Origin of the sequence: Niastella yeongjuensis (assembly GCF_900110245.1) — a bacterium.
Taxonomy (GTDB): domain Bacteria; phylum Bacteroidota; class Bacteroidia; order Chitinophagales; family Chitinophagaceae; genus Niastella; species Niastella yeongjuensis.
Genome location: NZ_FOCZ01000007.1, coordinates 49,139 through 69,733, shown reverse-complemented (window position 1 = coordinate 69,733; position 20,595 = coordinate 49,139). Strand labels below are relative to the sequence as shown.

Here is a 20,595-nt window from a genome sequence, read left to right as displayed (position 1 = left end):
ATACAAATGTACAATAAGTGGTAATAATTCAAAATATAAATTAGGAGGGATTGGCTAATACAATTTTGTTGTAATTTCCGCACGTATTCTTTTTAAATGAATGTATATATATGAAAACCAAGACCGGATTTCTGTTGTGTTTAATGATGTTCCTTCAGTATTTTATCTGGAGTGCCTGGTATGTGACAATGAGTACCTACATGAAAGTACACCTGGGAGCTTCGGATGACGCCATTGGGTTAGCTTATGGCGCGTTAGCACTGGCCACCATGATCTCGCCGTTCTTTATCGGATTGATAGCTGACCGTTTTTTTGCTGCCCAGCGGTTAATGGGCATCCTGCATTTATTGGGTGCAGGGATGTTATTGCTCGCCACCAAAATCACAGATAATTCGGTATTCTTCTGGGTGATATTAGTATATTCTTTATTGTATATGCCAACCATTGCCTTATCTAACAGTATTGCTTTCCATCAAATGACTGATCCGGGAAAACAGTTTCCCTGGATCCGAGTTTTTGGAACCATTGGCTGGATCATTGCCGGATTATTCATTGCCCGCCTGGATATAGGCGCTACCTCTTCTACTTTCATCATGGCCGCCGCTGTTTCAGCCGGACTGGGAATCATCAGCTTTATTTTACCCGATACACCGCCCAAAGGCAAAAGCGCTGATGCTTCAGCTGGCAAAGCCCTGGGCGTGGAAGCGTTAGTATTGTTTAAAGACAAGCCTTACCTGATCTTCTTTATTGCCGCCATCCTTGTTTGTATTCCGCTCTCCTTCTATTATGGATTTGCCAACCTCTTTTTAACAGAGTCAGGCATGAAGGAATCTGCCGGTAAAATGATCCTGGGGCAGGTATCAGAAGCGGTGTTCATTATAGCCATTCCCTTTTTGTTCAACACCATTGGGGTTAAGAAAATGCTGCTGTTGGGTATGGCTGCCTGGATCCTGCGTTACGTAGCATTTGCTTTTGGCAATATCGACACCAACGTTTGGATGTTATATGCCGGTATCATTCTGCATGGCGTTTGTTACGATTTCTTTTTTGTTACAGGTTATATGTATACAGAGAAAAAAGCAGGCGAAAAGATCAAGAATGCAGCGCAAGGCTTATTTACATTTGCCACTTATGGCGTTGGAATGGTGATTGGCACGTGGTTCTCAGGTAAAACAGCGGGTATGTACACACTGTCAACCATCAACGCCTTCACCGGAAAAAATGACCATAACTGGGTTAACATCTGGCTGGTACCGGTATACATTGCCATAGCCGTATTACTGTATTTTATCTTATTTTTCAGAGAGAAAAAAAAGGTACATGTAGCAGGTGAATAGTTTATCGGAACGAAACCTGGAATTTTGAACCCAGAACCGCGGAACTAAGGACCTAATAACCCAATAACTTACAAACCCAATAACTGAAACTTAAGAGTACAGCGCTTTAAACTTTAAACTTTGAACTTTCAACTATAAACTATGGCAAAGATTGCAATGCTCGGTTCAGGCTTTATTGGCCGGTTTTATGCCGACTCCTTACAGGGGTACAGAAGCCGTGATAAAATTGTAAGTATCTATTCGCGCCGTACCGAAAGCGCCCAAAGATTTGCTGAAGATTATAAAGTAGCGCACCATACCACCAACATGGAGGAAGCCATTGCGAATCCCGATGTTGACATCGTATGTATTGCACTGCCCAATAACCTGCACGAAGCAGCTGTAATGCTTTGCTGCCTGCATCGCAAAGCCGTAATGACCACCAAACCACTTGGCCGCAATGCCGAAGAAGCAAAGCGTATGTTGCAGGCCGTTGAACAGGCCGGTATCTTCAATGGCTACCTTGAAGACCTGGTGTATACCCCAAAATTCATAAAGGCTTTAGAAAGCGTTAAAGAAGGCGCCCTCGGCCGTATTTTATGGGCCAAGTCAAGGGAAACCCACCCAGGGCCTCACAGCGACTGGTTCTGGGATATAGAACAGGCCGGCGGCGGTTGTATACTTGACCTCGGCTGTCATTGCGTGGAGATCACCCGCAGTTATATTGGGAAAGATATAAAACCGGTAGAGGTGATGTGCTGGGCCGATACCCAGGTAAAACCCATCGACGCCGAAGACCATGCCATTGGTCTGGTGAAATATGAGAACGGCGCCATTGGCCAGTTTGAAGTAAGCTGGACCTTCCGCGGTGGCCTCGACCTGCGCGATGAGGTAATGGGCTCCGAAGGCACCATCTGGATCAACAGCTTCCTGCGCACTGGTTTCGATATGTTCACCAGCGGCAAAGGCGCCAATTACGTTGCCGAAAAAGCCGAAAGCAATACCGGTTGGTTATTTCCGGTAGGTGATGAACTGAATGAACTGGGCTACAACCATATGTTCATGGATATGTTTAATGCCATGGAAGCCGGCGAAGACCCCAAAGAAACTTTTTACGACGGTTATGTGGTAAACTGCATCCTGGATGCCGCCTACCGCTCGGCCAAAAGCAAATTGTGGGAACCGGTGCAGCTCGACATCTGGCGGGGCAAAACCGGGGTAACCAAAGACAGCCATCTTACCGAGTACGATGCCGACCACTACCTGGTAAAAGAAGAAGTGACCCATTATGGCGCAAAAAAAGTGATTTTGAAAAATAAAAAAACAGGTAAAATCGTTGAAAGGGTGATGGAATAATCGCGCCTAAATAAAATCCCTAGGAACCAAAGAAACACCTTGTATTTTTTCCCGGGAAGTAGCGAATTCCATTATTTTTGCGACCTAAATAACTTAAACCCCCAATATGAAGAGGCAATTTGTAGCAATTGTAGCGATTTTTACCATTGGTCTGCTGGCAAATACAATGCAGGCACATGCTCAAAATAAAATTGGTTATATCAGCCTGCAGGAACTGGTAGCTAATATGCCCGAGTACAAAAAAGCACAGGGCGATATGCAGGAATATCAGAAAGCCCTGGTTCAACAGGGAACTGACTACCAACAGGCGTTTATCGATAAACAAAAATTGTTTATAACCGATTCAGCAAAAATGACTTCTCCGGTAAAAGAAGTAAAGCGTAAAGAGCTGAATGACCTGTATGTTAAATGGACCAACTTTGTTAACCAGGAAGCTCAACAAATGATGAACAATCACGAGCAGGAATTGCTGGCGCCCATCCAGGACAAAGCCGTTCAAACTTCACAGGCCGTTGCCAAAGAAAATGGCTATGCGTACATTCTGCCTAAAGAGCAATTGATCGCTTTCCCTTCTGCAGATGACATTTTACCACTGGTGTTCAAAAAATTAAACATTACACCTGTGAAAGATGCACCCGCTGAAGCACCAAAGAAGAACTAAGAAGAAATAGACGCAGCGACAAGCTGAGTTTTTTATAAGTAATAGAAGTAGGAAGTAAGAAGTAGGATGTATGAAAATACACCTCTTTACTTCCTGCTTTTTTTTATGAAAGCACCTCAATAAAAAAGTAGAAGACAAGAAGCGCGAGTCCCGACATTCAGACTCTTCTTACTTCTAATCTCCTACTTCTTACTTCGTTTCCTTATATTACGATAAGCAATACGTCACCTCGAAAGCACCACCCAACTACTTCAGCCCCATATCACTGATAATGCCTTGTATCTTCTTATCGAGGTTACCTTTAACCTGGATAGAATCGAATTCAGCAGCACTTGCAATTTTAGTATTTACGCTGAAATAGAATTTGATCTTGGGTTCTGTACCGCTGGGGCGGGCTGAGATCTTGCTGCCATCCGCCAGAATAAATTGCAGCACGTTTGAAACAGGCAGCGTGATGGCCCACTCCTCACCGGTTTGCAGGTTCCTGCCTTTGCGCAGTTCATAATCGAGCAATTGCACCACGGGCGAACCATTGATGGTTGATGGCGGGTTGTTCCGATAGCCATCCATCATTTCCGCAATTTCTTTTTGACCATTCATCCCCTTCTTGGTAATGGAGATCAAATGCTCTTTATAATAGCCGTATTGTACATACAGATCGATCAGTTTTTCGAACAGGCTTCTGCCTTTGTCTTTTTCGTAGGCAGCCATTTCGCACAGCAGCGCTACGGCCGATACAGCATCTTTATCCCGCAACTGGCTACCGATCATTAAGCCATAGCTTTCTTCACCACCTATGGTGTAATGTTCCGTGGCTTCTTTTTCCTTGATCAGTTCGGCGATCCATTTAAAACCAGTTAATACATTATAACATTTTACATTATTATCAGCCGCAATGCGGTCGATCATATCCGTAGTTACAATGGTCTTGCACACAAAATCGTTCTGCCGGGCAATGCCTTTGGCCTTGCGTGCTTCAATGATATAGTTGAAGGCCAGAACGGCGGTTTGGTTACCATTCATCAACACCCAGTTGCCCTGTTTGTCTTTTATGGCAATACCAACGCGGTCGGCATCAGGATCGGTTCCCAGTAAAATATCGGCATCCAGTTCCCTGGCTTTTTTCAAACCAATGCTCATGGCTTCACTTTCTTCCGGATTGGGGTAGACCACCGTAGGGAAATTACCATCGGGTTTAGCCTGCTCTTCTACAATACGCACATTGGTAAAACCAAAACGTTCCAGCACCTGAGGCACCAGCATAATACCGGTTCCATGTATGGGGGTATAAACGATCTTCAGGTCGTGCTGACGGGTGATCACCTCAGGGTAAACGCTCAGGCTTTTCACCATGTCGATATACTGGTTGTCCATGTCTTTACCAATGATGGTTATGGCAGCTTCGCCCCCACTCCATTTCACTTCATCAACCGACTCGATGGCCTCCACTTCTTTGATGACGTTTTTGTCGTGCGGCGGCACCAGCTGCCCGCCATCGTTCCAGTATGCTTTATACCCGTTGTATTCTTTTGGATTGTGCGAAGCCGTACAAACCACACCGCCCTGGCAACCCAGCTGGCGAATGGTAAAACTTAATTCGGGGGTTGGACGTAACGCTTCAAACAAAAACACCTTAATACCGTTGGCGGCCATTACATTGGCAGTGATCTCTGCAAACTGACGGCTGTTGTTACGGCTGTCGTGTGCAATGGCAATGCGGATTACGCCACCGGGATAGGTTTTATTTAAGTAGTTGGCAAAACCCTGGGTGGCCATACCAACCGTGTATTTATTAATGCGGTTTGTGCCTATGCCCATAATACCGCGTAAACCACCTGTTCCAAATTCCAGGTTGCGGTAGAAAGCATCGGCCAGCTCGGTGGGATTCTCTTTTTCAAGTCTGGCAATTTCCTGTTTGGCGGCATCATCGTAATTTCCGTCTTTCCAAACCTGAACGCGCTGCATAATTGCATCATCCATAGTACTCAAATTGAGGTTATTTTGAAAATTTGAAGTTATATAATTTTCCGATTGGACGCTTTTTACATTCAAAAAGCATACCCGGGGAAGGGCAGAAGGCAGAGGGCAGAAGGCAGAAAGCCTCAACGCGGCAACCCCAACCCGGCCCTTTGAACCCGGAACGTTAAACTTTGAACTTAAAACTTTATACTTTGAACTTTAAACTTTATACTTTGAACTTTATACTTTGAACTTTATACTTTGAACTTTATACTTTGAACTTTAAGCTTTGAACTACCCTACTCCATATAAGCCCCTTTAACAATCTCCCCGTCCACCTCAACGAAAATATGTTCCTGCAGCGTGGTAGCTACCGACAGGCCTACATAATCTGTGTTAACAGGATATGTTTTGTGCGTGCGTTCAACCAGCGCCAGCGTTTGGATCTTTTTGGGCAGGTAGGCCAGAAAAGGCTTGATGGCCCATAACATGGTACGGCCGCTGTTGGCTACATCATCCACCACAATGATCACCTTATCGGTAAAATCGGTTTCCCCACTCAGTTTTATATCGTGCGGCGCTTTTTTATCGAGGGTGATCTCGATATTCCAGATCTTTATATTGCTGTTTATTGAATGTAACAGTTGCTCTATGTTGCGGGCAATTACGCTGCCATTTTCCCGAATACCGGCGAGAATAATTTCCTTTTCATCCAGGTTGTTTTCTACGATCTCATAAGCCATCCGTTGCAATTTCCGGGCTACCGTTTCCTTATCAAGGATATAATTTCGCGACATGTCAGTTATTTTGGCCAAATCTATAGAAAAAAAGGCAGAAGGCAGAGGGCAGAAGGCAGAAAGAAATACAGCTCTAAGCGGCATGCTATTAGCCGTAAGCCGGGTCAACTGGTCAACTGGTCAACTCGCCAACTCGCTGGTCAGCCCTCTACCTTTATCAACCACGTCTTCCTCCCTTTTTATCCAGATTCCACTTTCATTTTACCCTGTCAACCCGTCAACTTGTCAACTAGTTAACTTATCTTAGCCTATATGATACCCCAGATACTATTCATCATCATTTCGGCTGCAGCCATATGGTTTTTTAGTAAAAAGATAATGACTATACGCCGCAACATCTTATTAGGTAAGGAGGCTGACTATAGCGACCGTACCGGCGAACGGTGGCGCAATGTGCTGCTGCTGGCGTTCGGACAAAAAAAGATGTTTCGCAATCCCCTGGTGGCCGTGATGCACTTTTTTGTTTATGCGGGCTTTATCATTATTAATATCGAAGTACTGGAGATCCTGATAGATGGCGTATTCGGTACCCATCGCATTTTCTCAGGTTTTGGCGGCGTCGTATATCCATACCTGATCAATGCGTTTGAATTTCTGGCCATCACCGTATTACTGGGTTGTGTTATTTTTCTTTTAAGAAGAAATATAGTAAAAGTAAAACGCCTCGCCAGTCCCGATCTGAACGGCTGGCCGCGCAGCGATGCCAATTATATCCTGATTACCGAGATTGTACTGATGACGCTTTTCCTCACCATGAATTCCGCCGATACGCTATTACAGCAACGTGGGTATGGTCATTATGGGGAACACGTGACCGGTAACTTTGCATTTTCTTCCATGCTGCACCCGCTGCTGGGCGGCTTAAGCGATAACGCCCTGGTAGGAGTTGAAAGAACCTGCTGGTGGCTGCACATCCTGGGCATCTTTGCTTTTTTGAATTATCTGCCGTACTCCAAACACCTGCATATTATGCTGGCGTTTCCCAATGCTTATTATACCCGGCTGCAGCCCATGGGTAAAATGAGCAATATGCCGGCTATTCAAAATGAAGTGTTGTACGCCATGCAACCCGAACTGGCGCCAACCGATGCAACGACGCCCGACAAATTTGGCGCAAAAGACGTTCCTGACCTGAGCTGGCGCAATATCCTCGATGCCTATTCCTGTACAGAATGTGGCCGGTGCAGTGCGGCTTGTCCGGCTACCATCACCGGTAAAAAATTGTCGCCCCGCAAGATCATGATGGCTACCCGCGACCGGGCCGAAGATATTGGCAAGAACATAGATCAAAATGGGGAGTTTAAAGAAGATGGTAAAACGCTGCTGCACGATTATATCTCGGTAGAAGAATTGCGTGCCTGCACTACCTGCAACAGTTGTGTGCAGGAATGTCCGGTGAGCATCAGTCCACTGGAGATCATCCTCGAATTGCGCCGTTCACTCATCATGGAAGAAAGCAATGCCCCGCAGGAATGGAACGCCATGTTCAGCAATGTGGAGAATAACTTCGCACCCTGGAAGTTCAGTCCGGATGACCGGGATAAATGGGTCTCTGAAATGTAATAAAACAGCTGTAAGCTTTAAGCGATAAGCGGTAAGGGAATACAGTTTCTGGCCTGGGCTTTCAACTGTCTGCCGTCTGCCCAGTGCCTTTTGTATTTCTTTCTGCCCTCTGCCTTCTGCCCTCTGCCCTTACAAGCTGGTTAAATAAATAAAAGCCCCTCATTTATGAGGGGCTTTTTCATTAAAACATACACTATATTATGTGACTAAGAAGACTACTTCTTTAGAACAAAACAATATCATACGATAAAGCGCCTACAGAAACAGTTGCTTTGGCATCGCAGCCAGTGGTGCCGTAGTCAAGTGTCCAGGTTGAACCGCCGGCAGGTGTCAATGTAACTTTACCGCTGTCGAACCAGTAGCAGTTCATTTTTTTAATCAGTGGTTGTGTAATGCTGATGTTATACGCAGCGCCGGCAGCAGTGGTACCGCTGGCAGAACCGGTGATTGAATACACATCATCCAATGGATTCAATGGCGTGCTGATGCCTGCAGTCCATTCGCGTTCGCGGGTAGATTTCCAGGTAATGGTGCCGCCATTGGCTTTTACGATAGAACCATCTACTTCAATTTTATAAACAAGGTTACCAGCCTGGTTAAAACCCATATTGGTGGTCTTGTGGGTACCTTTTACCTGGTTGTTGTTTACAAAATAGTTGTCGAAAGAAATATTGATCACGGTTCCCGCAGCGCGGTAGCTGCCCGTCCAGGTAGCAATGATCTTACCTCTGCGTTTTCTGAGGTCGGGACCAACACAATCGGCAGCACCGAAATCGATGGTAATTTTACGGACAACGGTATCTACCGATACGGTTGCACAGGTGCCCAGCACTTCTTCAATACGGGCGACGCCTGGACCAGTCTCTGTTCTGAAGGTAAAATTGGTACCGGCTGCTGCGGAAAGGTCAACCATGTTGGTAGCATCGTTGTAATTGCTTTCAGCCATGGTGTTATCGTTCGCAGCAGTGATATCGGTAGCCGCATCTTTTGCATCTTTTGCCTCCTTTTTACAGGCATAAAAAGTGGTAGTAACAAGGCAGCAGGCCATTAAGCCGAAGAAAATGGATCGTCTTTTTTGCATGGGTATGAATTTTAAAGGTCCGGTATCAGACTTACAACCGGGTGCAAGGTTTAAAACGTATATCGCTTTTTTTTGGTGTGTTTGTTTGGAGGAAAAATACACTTATTATGTAAGTTCTTGATTAAGAACCGGTATTCGTTTTTTAAAGAATACGAAGGAAGAAGGTAGTACGAAGAAATTCGCGAGCTTCTTACTTCCTACCTCTTACCTCTTACCTCCTGCCTCCTGCTTCGGTTTTCTATTAAGCACGATCTTCCAGCTCATAATAATGGCCGTTACCGCAAACACGCCGCCTATGATCCAGCTGATAACACCCTGGTTCGCGTTTAAACGGGTTACAATGAGCTGTCCGCCGAAAATAAACACTGCATTCCCCAGAAAGGTACCGAGGCCAATACCGCAGATATAAGCGTTATAGATGTCGTTACGGGGCAGCAGGATCTTTTTGGTATACAGGGCCGTACTCCAGCCAAACCAGAAAGGGATCTGTGCCGGGTTAATGGCGCTCATGGCCACACCTAACCAAAAACGATGGATCGTATGCGAGAGAATAATGTTCTTTTTAACGTGCGGACTGGCTGCAGCAATAAAATTGGTCACTGCCAGGGCCACTATGATCAGTACCGTAAACCATTGCAGCCACCGGAACAACCGCTCCTGTTTTTGCACCCAGTCCATCGCCACCAGCGACATCCGCACATAAATGATCTCTATCAGCAGGGCCCCCAGCGAAAAATACAAAGCAGGCCGAATGCCATCACTTACCGAGATCTGCATGGCAGCCACATTCAACGTCCCCAACGGCAAAGTACCGAGGAAGCTGATAAACATACCGGTGAGGAAGATACGTAGATGCAATTTCTTATGTTGGTTATTTTGTGGTCAATAGTGATTCAGTTGGGAAGCGGCTTAATGTTAAAGCACTTTAAAAAGGCAGCAGGCAGTAGGCAGTAGGGAAAAGGCAGAGGGCAGAAAGGAATACACTTCCCGCGGCGGCGAAAACGCCCTGGCCTCGACGGCTTGCAGCATTTAGCAATTGCGCGCAGAGGTGTATTTATCTCTGCCCTCTGCCTTCTGCCCTTTATCTACTCCGTCATCGCATTCAATTTCCTTGCCCAGTCTTTAGCTTCTTTAAACATGGCAATTCCTTCCCTAAAACCAAGGTAACGATGTCCTTTTTGATGGTTGATGCGGCTGACGCGGTAAAGCATCACCCAATGCCTGATGATCTCTTTCCAGGCAAAGAAAATAGAGTGACGCGGATCATAAATATGTGTCGGTTCTGCCCCCGCCCCATTCACTTCAATGATTGAAAAATTCCTGCCGCACTTCAATGCTTCCCAGCTTTCAAAACGGATATCGAGCCGGCCAAAATAAAAACCGGGGATCTGTTTACAGATCTTATCGATGACCTGCGTCAGCGTTTCATCGGCCAGGTGACTGGCATCAATAAATTTGGACCCGCGGGCATGATTGCCAAATGGCGACACGATCATTTTTTCACCGGGCGGCAATACCACATTCAGGCGGTTGCCATGGATTGTTTGTAAACTGCCGAGGTACATCAGCGCCCGTTTATCTTTTTGTAATAACTGCAACACCGTATGTTTGCCATCGCCCGTTACCGATAAAAACTCTTTGTATACTATACCGGTAACAGCACCGGCTGCCTGGTCGGGATAACGAACATAAAAGATCCCGGCTTCCAGTTTCCATGGAACAAACTCCTGGATATGAAAATCAAGATAGGCAGTACGCGCATAGTTTAATACATCTTCTTCATTGCGTAATACTTTTACGCCCCGGCCCCGGCCGCCGATATTGGGTTTGCCAATAAGCGGGAATTGTAACCCCGCCCGTTGCAACTCGCGTAAAACAAGGGGGCCATTGGAGGGGATGGAAAAGAAAACGCTGGGGGGATGGTATTGCGGGGGAATGATGGTGATGATGTCTTTTTTGCTTTCGCCCAAAAAGCCGCCGTTCCTGATGGTGGGATTGCTGGCAGCAAAAAAAAAGAACGATCGCGCACGCAGGCATAACAAGAACCACACCGGGTAAATACAAAAGTAAACCGTTGCAAAGCTCCAGTATTCCCAGTTAAATAACTTTATAAAGAACGGTCGGTGCAGGATGCGTTGTATGCTGTTCATTCTCGGCCCGCCATTGATTTTTCAACTGTTAAATATTGCGTGAAGGTGTTGCTGTTTTTCAGATCCAGGTAATGCATTTCGGTGTGTTCATCGGTAAGGGTTAATTGAGTAACGCTTACAGTGAATACCTGTCCGTTGCGATTCATCAGCAGATCGTTGTGGGCATCCCCGTCACCGGTAAACTGGTGAAAATGCAGGATGTCGCCGGGAGTTGGCTCGGCATGTTGTTGCAGCCATTGCCTGAACCAGCTTTTTCTTTTTGCCACTACTGCTTCCTCGTACAGGGTAACCGACGACCAGATATGCGGTTCGGAATCGTTCAGTTCGGTCACCCGCTTTTTTTCACCATCCCACCGGCATTCAAACAACTGACCGGTATTCCAGATCACAGCAGTGAAGGGTTCAATTTGTTGTAACGTCAGCTGTCTGAAACCCGTCACCGGGTTGGTGGAATCCAACAGATCGAGCAACACCAGGCCACGGCTTTTACGATAAGGTGGTGTTGGCGTATGACGAACAAACCCGCCATTCAGAAAAACGATGGCATTGCCATTTTCATGGGCAGCTATCCAGGTGCCACCGGCATCGCCGTCTTTCGGGTATAATAACCTGCCCGATGTACCGGCATATACGTTGGGTGGAAATGCACTGGAACGCCAATGCTTTTCATCGCGGTTGGATGTTATATATATTTTATCCGCTGAACGGATAAATGTTACTGTGCACATTGTTTACGGTACTTAATGGTAGAGGATGCTACCCCAAAATTGTCAGGTAACTGGATATTGGTGATCTCTGTAATGCCTACCCGTATTAATGCCATGTGATGGATCGTGTGTTCGAGATTATAGGCTATTTCGCGGAAATAATTGGTATCAATGGCAATGGAATCGGTAACATGTTCATCGTAACTGGCTTCCAGGGTGAGTGTTTTATTGGGTTTGTTCAGCCCCCGGTGAACGTCCAGTAACAGGCGACCCGCCAGCTCTTTATCGGTCTCCAGCAATGTGTCGCGTTTACGTTTTTCATAATTGACAGTGCCTGATTCATATCCATTCTCCAAACATTGAAACAACTCGATGATATGTCGCACGTGCTGGCCAATCGTATTATTGAACAGGGTTGCACACGACTGGCTGTATTGCGGTGGCGACAATTGGCTGAGCGAGTCAGCCAGTTGTACAAAAATCGTGTTTACAGCTTGTTGTAATTGCATTGGTCGGTTTTGTTCCTAAATATAAAATTATTTTTCTGTAAAGATTTTGCGTTCTTTTGGTTTTTACCGTATACCCGAACTATACTTTTCTGGCCGTCACTTTTAAGAATACCGTTAGATTATCGCTCACCGTACTTCCCCCGCCTACCTTAAAATCCCGGCGATTTATTTTAAACTCCCCATTGAACAAATATCCATCCTTAACAGGCTGCGCCGTAAAAGGAAAAGAAATATCCTTTGTGACTCCCTTTATGGTAAGCTTACCGGAAACAAATAATGTTCCGTTCTTTTTTGATCCGGTTACCTTTTGTGATACAAACCTGATCTGAGGGTGATTTTTGACATCAAAGTAATCGCTGCCGCGCAGGTGGTCATCGCGCATTTCAACGCCGGTATTAACCGTATTTGCATCAATATGTACATCAAAACTGCAGCCATCCGGGTTGTCGGGGTTGAAGGTGATATTGCCCGCCAGCCCGCTAAAAGAGCCGCCTGTATTGAATCCGAGGTTCTTTATTTTGAAGGTTACTTCCGACGCACTGTCTATCGGCGTCAATGATTGCGAAAAAAGCGGGAACGAAAGGAACAGGCCCAGAACAATAACCATTAATTTCTTCATATATAAAACCATTTAATGTAAAGTACTTCCGGTAAACTATATCAGATGTTAAATCTTTTAACAAAAAGCGGGGAAAACAATCCTCATTTTTACCCATACAGATGGCACAATTTGCTGATTATAAATAGCAATCCCCACAGCCTTTACGTAGTTTTTCAAAGGCCGGTTGTTGCTACTTATTCAATCAGACTTTATTGAAGCCTATCGGTTAGGCACCAGTGTAATGGTTTTGTATTTTTTTAACATCGGGAAAGCAGATCTCCCGGCGGTTGTAGGTAACCAGGCCATCGGTGGCCAGTTCGTTAAAAAGAGTGGTAACGCTTTGCCTGCTCGACCCTATCAGGTTGGCAATGTCTTCATGCGTAAGATAGTTGGGAATGCAGGTACTGCCGGCATTGGAGTCGCCGTGTTTTTGTACCAGCTGCCATAGAAAGTTAAGGAGGCGGCTTTTTACATCTTTGTTCAGTAGGTTCACCAGCCGGCTTTCGATCCGCCTGAGTTTAAACCCCACCATTTTGCTGTATTTAAGCGCCAGCAGCGGCTTTTTTTCCAACAGTTTTTGGAAGTCGTCGATGGCAAAAGCGCAGAGGTTCACTTCGCTTTTGTACGCCTGGGCAAATTCCCCATTCAAACTGTTTTTCTCCAGGGTGATCTGGCCAAACAGTTCGCCCTTCTGAATGATCTCCTTGATCACTTCCCGGCCGCTGTCGTCAATGTAGCCGATGCGGATAAACCCTTCTTTTACGAAATACAGTTTGTTGTGATGAAAAGCCTCAAAGTAAATGTAATCGCCTTTGGGCGCCTCAATAAAGTTGTGCACTATGTTGAGGTCCTCCATTTCCTGATCGGTTAAATGCGCCCACAGATCGTAATTGCGTATTAAAAGCCACTTATCATCTCCTGACATAGGGCGAAATTAAATAAAAAAAGCCCCCCACCAACCTTCGCCCAATAGGGGGAGGCAATGAGGGGCGCTGTATCAGCGTATTTCTGGATTAATTTTTAACCAGTTTCAACAAGATTTTTTCTGATCCCTGCACTATTTCTGCATAGTATACCCCCTTTCCGAAATTACCGCCTGTTCTCAAAGTGCCACTGGGTGCTAAACCAGTCTTCTTTTCTACCTGCCGGCCCATTACATCCGTAATGGTAATATTTACCGGTTTATCGCTGCCACTCCATTGCAGGTTGATGTATTCCGTAAAGGCATTGGGGAATGCCCGCGCGGTCAATTTAACCGCTGCCTGCTGCTCTATAACGCGGTTGTTTAGTTCGGGTATAGTTTCAGCCCGGGTAGTCAGTAGTGGTGTTTGTTCATATTTGATGGTAACATAATCGTTCCCCGTACCATCGCCAACGCTGTAGCCGGTAACATACACATTGCCATTTTTGTCGAGGCCAATAGCCGTGGGCATATCTGTGTGATTGCCTGGTCCGGTATACCTGGCCACCCATTGCTGCACACCCATGGCATTATACTTTACAGTGGCGTAGTCTTCAAACAAATTGTTATCGAGCCGGCTCGATCCCGTTACATACACATTTCCCTGGGCATCTACTGTCACGGCATTGCCTATATCTTCAGAATTGGCGGCATCGTAGCTGGCAGCCCATTGCTGCACGCCTGCTGCATTGTATTTAACGGTGGTAAAGTCAGCTCCGCTTCCGAAGTTCCCGCCGCTTCCTGTTACATACACGTTGCCTGCAGCATCCACGGCCAGGTCATTGGGCACATCGAAACCATTAGCAGGGCTGTCGTACCTCGCCAGCCACTGCTGCACACCTGCCGTATTGTATTTAATGGTGGTATAGTCTATTGTTCCGCTGTTACCCCAGCTATAACCGGTAACCAATACATTGCCTGCCGCATCCACCACCAGTTTTTTGGGTTCATCATCGGCATTATAGGGGGCATTAAATCGAACAACCCATTGCTGGTTTCCATTGGCATCGTACTTAATAGTTGCAAAGTCATCAAAGCTTGTTACTCCATAGCTTTTACCGGTTACATATACATTACCGGAAGCATCTACTGCAATCGACACTGCTTCATCGTAACTGTTCGCCGGGCCATTATACCTTTTCACCCATTTGGTATTTCCAGCTGCGTCGTACTTGATGGTAGCATAATCGCCATATAAATTGCTGGCGGTACTTATTCCTGTAACATATACATTGCCCTGGGCATCCACTGCAATGGCATTTGCGCGGTCAGTTAAATTATCAGGCCCATTATACCTTTTTCCCCACTGGGTATTGCCAGCTGCGTCGTATTTAACGGTGGCAAAATCTTCCAGTGATCCCTTGCCAAAACTGCCTCCGGTTACATATACATTGCCCTGTGCATCCAGGGTAATAGCAGTAGCCTGGTCGGGCCCAACGCCCGGACCGTTGTATGTTTTTTTCCATTCCCTGTCTCCGTTTGTATTATACTTGAAGGTGGTATAATCCGAACCCGTAATGAGCCTGGTCATACCGCCTGTTACATGCACATGCCCGTCCTTATCTACCGCAAGCGCATTTGCCATATCAGCGCCTCCCTTTAGTTCACCACCCGGGCCGTTATACCGCTTTAACCATTTTTGCATACCGGCTGAATTGTACTTAATGGTGGCATAGTCGGCACTATTACCAAGACTGCTTCGTCCGGTGATGTAGACATTGCCATTTTTGTCGACACCAATGGCGCTTGCCCTGTCTATATCATTTGCCGGACCGTCATAGTGGGCCAACCATTGCTGCACGCCATTGGCATTGTACTTAATGGTAACATAGTCCAGTTCAGCCTGAAAGGAACTGCCACCTGTTACATATACATTTCCCGCCGCATCCAATTCCAGGCTGCTGGCAAACGCGTCTGAGCCAAAAAAGCCATAACCAGCACCGCTATATATGGCTACCCATTGTTGTATGCCACTAGTGTTGTATTTGATGGTTACATAGTCGTTTTCCGGATCTTCAACGGTTGGGCCGCTCATCCCGGTTATGTATACATTTCCAGCCTGGTCAATTTTTAACGCATAGGCTTCATCCCGGCTTTGTTTGTTATACACTATTGCCCATTGCTGTACACCCGCTGCATTGTATTTGATGGTGGCCATATCGGTGGCACTGCCTTCACCCTGATTTTCTATTCTGGTAATATAGCCTGTTACGTATACGTTGCCGGCGCCATCAACAGCCAGGGCCCTGGCTATATCGAAATCATTGATGGGTCCATTATACCTGTTTACCCATTGCTGCACGCCATTTTTGTCGTATTTAATGGTGGTGTAATCGCCTCCTGTTCCACTACCGGTACTCCAGCCGGTTACATATACATTACCGTTATTGTCTACGGCAATAGCAGTAGCCTCATCGCTGCTACTTCCGGGGCCATTATACCTTTTCACCCATTTGGTATTTCCATTGATGTCGTATTTAATGGTGGTAATATCGGAACCGGTCCCATTGCCTGTGCTATAGCCCGTTACATATACATTGCCGTCTTCGTCCACAGCAATGGCAGCAGCTTCATCGGCGCCATTACCGGGGCCGTTAAATTGTTTAACCCATTTTGTATTTCCTTCCTCATCGTATTTTATAGTAGCAAAGTCGGTTTCGGTGCCGCTGCCGGTACTATAACCCGTTACATATACATTGCCTTTGCTGTCAACGACAGTAGCAGCGGCCTCATCATCGGCATTACCGGGGCCATTGAACCTTTTTACCCATTTTGTATCTCCCTCGTCGTTGTATTTGATGGTGGCATAGTCGTTACCGGAGCCTTTGCCTTCGCTAAATCCTGTTACGATCACATTGCAATAATGATCAACAGCCAGGGCATTGGCCCAATCGGGATTGTTAGCATCTCCGTTTTGCCGTTTCACCCATTTTTCAGTTACCTGGGCCATACAATTGATAGCCGAAAATAGCACACCCGCCAGAAGCAGTGACTTCCTAAGGCTCAGCACGTTCCTCATAATTTTGGTTTAAGAATTAACAATGGTGGTAAATAGTACTGTAAGCTATTTACACCACGTAGGAAATGAACGTGCTGCTGATATCTATCAGGTAAATACGGAGATATTACTGTTAAACGGCATCCGTTACCGTAAAACAAAAAAGGGCCCGTAAAGGCCCTTTCACAATTATTTGTACGTTGAACTAAGCTGGTTTTTTACCCAATTCACGGATCATGCGATAGTGCGATGCTATGGCCTGCTGCATGGTAGGAAACTCGTTGTAAGCAATGTTGAATTGCGCACAGGTTTGTTTTACAATGCGGTTGATAGCAGGATAGTGTATGTGACTGATACGGGGGAACAGGTGGTGTTCTACCTGATAGTTCAATCCACCCACATACCAGGAAATAAATTTATTACGGGGAGCAAAGTTAGCGGTAGTTCTTACCTGGTGAATAGCCCACTCGTTTTCAATTTTCATAGGTTCCACCTGGTCGGCATGTACGAAATCGGTGTCTTCAACCACGTGTGCCAGCTGAAATACCACGGCCAGGGTTAAACCCAGCGTCAGGTTCAGGGCTATAAAGCCGAACATCCAGGGCAACCAGCCTAATTGCAGAATAGGAATAACCACAAACAATGCAGCATACAGGAACTTGCTCAACCAGAAAATCACGTGTTCTTTGGTATCCATTTTGGTCATGGGTGTCGTGTGTACTTTCTGGTTGAAATATTTTGTAAAGTCCATCACAAAGAACCAGGCCAGTGAAGTGAACGCATACAATACAAAACCATAATAATGCTGGAACCGGTGTGGCGGTAACCATTTTTGGGTTTCGCACTGACGCATCAGCGGGCTGAGTGCGATGTCATCATCAACCCCATCGATGTTGGTATAGGTGTGGTGAACGATATTGTGTTTGAATTTCCAGATGTACGTGTTACCGCCCAGCAGGTTCGAACTAAGGGCCATGGTTTCATTTACCCAGCCTTTGCTTGAATAACTGCCGTGACAGGCATCGTGCATTACATTAAATCCGATACTGGCCAGTACAAAACCCAGGATACAACAAAGGGCAATGGACACAATAACCGGCATGGATAAAAACAGCAGGAATGCGTAGATCAGGATCGCCAGCGGAGCCAGAATAGCAGTTTTGCTATACAGGGCCCAGTTGCCGGTTCTCTTGATATTATGCGTAGCAAAATATTGATCAACGGACGACTTTAGTGTATTGAAAAAGCTCTTGTCTTTATTATTAAAGGTTACTTTAGGCATAATAATGCGAAAATTGTTTTAGTATCAACTTTTTAACTCTAATAAAATGCTACACTCAGGAGCGCTTTATTTGCCGTTTGGGGGAAGATACGTCAGGTTTTTTTAGCGTCGCAAAGGTATGGAAAGAAATGTTAAAGAACCCCCATTTAATACAATGATTTCAAATTGATAATTCTCATTTCTCCGGTTGACAATTGTCATAAAAATGTTGGTAGCCGGCGGTCAAAAAAACACAAATAACTGACAGGAGAGATTGCACTTTTAGTAGTGCAGGCGGGTTCATGAGACGGACGCAAAAAATTCATATGCGATCGGTTTTTACAGCATAAAATCAGAGTCATCGAAGATGAGCAAACTCTATGCCATGACAGATATTGGATATTTTCTAACTGGACCCCTTATAAACGGAATTTTCGCTAAAGAATTGTTCGCTTTGAACCAGTTATAAAACCAATTGCTGGTGAAGCCGTACCAATGCTTCCTGCGGATTTTGGCAAAAGCCCGGATGCACGCGCGAGGTCTGCAAAATGGTGCTGCGTTGGGCGGTTAACCACCGAAAACGCGAGGGCATATCCAACTGGGCAATAGGGCCGCCGTCTTTTGCACCCTGGCAGATCTTTTCAAATGCCTGCAGGTAGGCCAGCACCTCGGGAATGTCTGCTTTTTCATCCAGTGCTTTTACCTTGTTTTCGTTCACGGTATGCATAGCCTGCAAAAACTTTCGCTCTTTGCTGAACAAAATAATGCCCACATTGCAGAATTCTTCCCGTTCTACCCTGGGCACCAAACGGATGATGGCATATTCAAATAAGTATTTTTCCTGCATGTTGGGCTTCTTTTACAAAAATGTGTGACGATGCAATTCGGGTTATTAAAAAATCTGCGTACACCTGGCGGCGTTCAGCAACAGAGGCTTCAGCAAGATCGGTTGCCAGCCATTCATCGGGCACCAGCTCAACAATTGCGCGGATGCGTTCCGGTGTAAGCACCGCCCTGAATTCGGCATCTACTTCGGTGAGTTGTGAAGCCTGCGGCAGTAAAACATGGTCTTTTACCTGCACAAATGGTTTTTGTGCCTGCTCTTTCCAGTTTGGCCAGTTATGGTGGAAATATAAAGTAGCCCCATGGTCAATCAACCACAGCTCTTTGTGCCAGATAAGCATATTGGTATTGCGGGCCGTACGGTCCACATTCATCAGCAAACAATCGAGCCATACGATCCGGGAGGCCAGCAGGGCATCGATCTTTACTACAGCCGGGTCATAGGTGATGGCGCCCGATAAATAGTGCAGGGCCAGGTTCAACCCAACACTTGCTTTCAGCAGGTCCTGGATCTCCTCATCGGGTTCGGTTCTACCAAAAGCAGTATCTAAATTGGCGAATACCAGTTCGGGTATTTTTAAACTCAGTGCCCGGGCCACTTCACCGCCTATCAGTTCCGCGATCAGCGCTTTTATCCCCTGCCCTGCGCCCCTAAACTTGAGCACATACATAAAACCATCATCAGCTTCTGCAATGGCAGGCAGCGAACCACCCTCGCGCAAGGGCGTAACGTAACGGGTTACGTTCACTGTTCTTATTTCTGGTTGTTGTGACATAAAAAATGGGGCTAAAATTAGGGGAAAATGGGCAGAAGGCAAAAAGGGCAGAAGGCAAAGGGCATAAGGCAAATGGCAGAAGGCAGAGGGCAGAGAAAAAGGCAGTAGGCAGTGGGCAGTAGGCAATAGGCAGTAGACCAACCTTAAAACCACAGTACATGAAAAAAGCTACAAGCGTGTGTGCCTGTAGCTTAAGCATGTTTTACAAAAGAGCTTAGGCCTAAAGGTTAAAAAACGTTAGCGTACGAGGGCGACGACGAGGCCGATTGCCTATTGACCATTGCCTTTGGTTTTCCTCCACAGCCTACTGCCCACTGCCTACTGCCTTTTGTATTTCTCTCTGCCCTCTGCCCTCTGCCTTCTGCCCTTCTTTTACTTCTCACTCAAAGCAACACCAACAGAAACGCGGGTATCATCGTAAAACAGATTCAGGGCTGTAGGTTTGGCGCCGGCAGGAATTACATACGTCCAGCTTTCTTCTTTGCCGGTAGCTTCAGGTTGTGCACGCACGTAATCGGTACCAGTTTTGGCAACAACGTTGGTGCCGTTGTCTAATTGCAGGCGGCTGTCAGCATAAGAAACTGAAAAACCGGAACCATCTTTGATAGTTTGTTTATTGGTACCCTGTATTTTTATCACCAGTTCAATGCCATTGTCTTTACCATCGGGGTCGGTCATGGCCATGGCGGTAGCGCCGGTGAGCTTAACAAGAGCTTCTTTCTTTTTGCCTAAAATGGCAGAATCGGGGGTGAAGGCCACATTATATTCTTTGGGCTGGTTGGCAGCCGGTTTGGCTTCTTCACTGGAAGCAGGAGACGAAGAAGCAGTGGCAGCGTTTTCGCCGGTTTCTTCTTTTTTGGCGCCGCCTTTACAAGCTGCTAAAACAAGAACGGAAGCAATAGTACCTAGGAGAATTACTTTTTTCATAAATTAAAATAGTTTAAATAATCCAAGTTGGAAAAGCATGCAAATAAAATGTATTTGATAATAAAGCAATATTATCTGATTGATAAATACCTACTTACCTTAGTATTTGCGGCTTTTGATATCCTTTTT

18 protein-coding genes are annotated in these 20,595 nt (G+C 45.9%); 4 read left to right on the top strand and 14 right to left on the bottom strand.

The genetic code is table 11. From position 1 onward, the window contains the following. The first annotated feature begins 110 nt into the window (after window positions 1-110). The 3 genes from BMX95_RS19270 (at window position 111) to BMX95_RS19260 (ending at window position 3,333) form a co-directional block, all read left to right on the top strand. Window positions 111-1,337, top strand: coding sequence for a nucleoside permease (locus BMX95_RS19270; RefSeq protein WP_081204029.1), 1,227 nt, complete (start codon window positions 111-113; stop codon window positions 1,335-1,337). A gap of 141 nt (window positions 1,338-1,478) precedes the next feature. Continuing rightward, entirely contained in the window at window positions 1,479-2,672 is a 1,194-nt protein-coding gene (locus BMX95_RS19265; RefSeq protein WP_081204030.1) for a Gfo/Idh/MocA family protein, read from the top strand. A 106-nt stretch (window positions 2,673-2,778) separates the two neighbouring features. Then, window positions 2,779-3,333, top strand: a complete 555-nt coding sequence (locus BMX95_RS19260) for an OmpH/Skp family outer membrane protein (RefSeq protein WP_081204031.1) — start codon at window positions 2,779-2,781, stop codon at window positions 3,331-3,333. A gap of 246 nt (window positions 3,334-3,579) precedes the next feature. On the opposite strand, the gene BMX95_RS19255 is transcribed toward BMX95_RS19260, so the two are convergent. Then, on the bottom strand, window positions 3,580-5,313 hold the full coding sequence (locus BMX95_RS19255) for a phospho-sugar mutase (RefSeq protein ID WP_081204032.1): 1,734 nt from the start codon (window positions 5,311-5,313) through the stop codon (window positions 3,580-3,582). Window positions 5,314-5,591: 278 nt separating this feature from the next. Then, window positions 5,592-6,089, bottom strand: a complete 498-nt coding sequence (locus tag BMX95_RS19250) for a phosphoribosyltransferase family protein (RefSeq protein WP_081204033.1) — start codon at window positions 6,087-6,089, stop codon at window positions 5,592-5,594. A gap of 252 nt (window positions 6,090-6,341) precedes the next feature. Between BMX95_RS19250 and BMX95_RS19245 the strand changes: the two genes are divergently transcribed. Then, a complete protein-coding gene (locus BMX95_RS19245) occupies window positions 6,342-7,652 on the top strand; it encodes a 4Fe-4S dicluster domain-containing protein (RefSeq protein ID WP_081204034.1) in 1,311 nt (436 codons plus the stop codon). Between the two features lie 223 nt (window positions 7,653-7,875). On the opposite strand, the gene BMX95_RS19240 is transcribed toward BMX95_RS19245, so the two are convergent. The 12 genes from BMX95_RS19240 to BMX95_RS19185 form a co-directional block, all read right to left on the bottom strand. Then, window positions 7,876-8,733 (bottom strand): hypothetical protein, encoded by an 858-nt coding sequence (locus tag BMX95_RS19240; protein WP_133054067.1) that lies wholly within the window; start codon window positions 8,731-8,733, stop codon window positions 7,876-7,878. 204 nt (window positions 8,734-8,937) lie between these two features. Beyond that, on the bottom strand, window positions 8,938-9,591 hold the full coding sequence (locus BMX95_RS19235) for a LysE family translocator (protein ID WP_081204036.1): 654 nt from the start codon (window positions 9,589-9,591) through the stop codon (window positions 8,938-8,940). Between the two features lie 227 nt (window positions 9,592-9,818). Next, a complete protein-coding gene (locus BMX95_RS19230; RefSeq protein WP_081204037.1) occupies window positions 9,819-10,883 on the bottom strand; it encodes an ATP-grasp domain-containing protein in 1,065 nt (354 codons plus the stop codon). Next, window positions 10,880-11,611, bottom strand: a complete 732-nt coding sequence (locus BMX95_RS19225) for an NRDE family protein (RefSeq protein ID WP_081204038.1) — start codon at window positions 11,609-11,611, stop codon at window positions 10,880-10,882. Before BMX95_RS19225 ends, BMX95_RS19230 begins: the two co-directional genes overlap by 4 nt. Beyond that, the gene (locus tag BMX95_RS19220) at window positions 11,599-12,099 is read right to left on the bottom strand and encodes a DinB family protein (protein ID WP_081204039.1); all 501 of its coding nucleotides are present in this window, start codon (window positions 12,097-12,099) and stop codon (window positions 11,599-11,601) included. The genes BMX95_RS19225 and BMX95_RS19220 overlap by 13 nt, the downstream gene beginning before the upstream one ends. A 79-nt stretch (window positions 12,100-12,178) precedes the next feature. Beyond that, window positions 12,179-12,718, bottom strand: coding sequence for a YceI family protein (locus tag BMX95_RS19215; protein ID WP_165759096.1), 540 nt, complete (start codon window positions 12,716-12,718; stop codon window positions 12,179-12,181). Between the two features lie 208 nt (window positions 12,719-12,926). Continuing rightward, window positions 12,927-13,625 carry a Crp/Fnr family transcriptional regulator gene (locus BMX95_RS19210; RefSeq protein ID WP_081204041.1) on the bottom strand — a complete coding sequence of 233 codons (699 nt, stop codon included), beginning with the start codon at window positions 13,623-13,625 and terminating at the stop codon, window positions 12,927-12,929. A gap of 88 nt (window positions 13,626-13,713) precedes the next feature. Further along, window positions 13,714-16,680 carry an SBBP repeat-containing protein gene (locus tag BMX95_RS19205; protein WP_081204042.1) on the bottom strand — a complete coding sequence of 989 codons (2,967 nt, stop codon included), beginning with the start codon at window positions 16,678-16,680 and terminating at the stop codon, window positions 13,714-13,716. A 184-nt stretch (window positions 16,681-16,864) separates the two neighbouring features. After that, window positions 16,865-17,941, bottom strand: coding sequence for a fatty acid desaturase family protein (locus tag BMX95_RS19200; RefSeq protein ID WP_081204043.1), 1,077 nt, complete (start codon window positions 17,939-17,941; stop codon window positions 16,865-16,867). A 442-nt stretch (window positions 17,942-18,383) separates the two neighbouring features. Then, window positions 18,384-18,767 carry a DUF3037 domain-containing protein gene (locus tag BMX95_RS19195; protein ID WP_081204044.1) on the bottom strand — a complete coding sequence of 128 codons (384 nt, stop codon included), beginning with the start codon at window positions 18,765-18,767 and terminating at the stop codon, window positions 18,384-18,386. Beyond that, window positions 18,745-19,539: a HipA family kinase gene (locus tag BMX95_RS19190; protein ID WP_081204045.1), complete on the bottom strand. Its 795-nt coding sequence runs from the start codon at window positions 19,537-19,539 to the stop codon at window positions 18,745-18,747. The genes BMX95_RS19195 and BMX95_RS19190 overlap by 23 nt, the downstream gene beginning before the upstream one ends. Window positions 19,540-19,911: 372 nt before the next feature. Continuing rightward, a complete protein-coding gene (locus BMX95_RS19185; protein WP_081204046.1) occupies window positions 19,912-20,466 on the bottom strand; it encodes a hypothetical protein in 555 nt (184 codons plus the stop codon). Window positions 20,467-20,595: the final 129 nt, after the last annotated feature.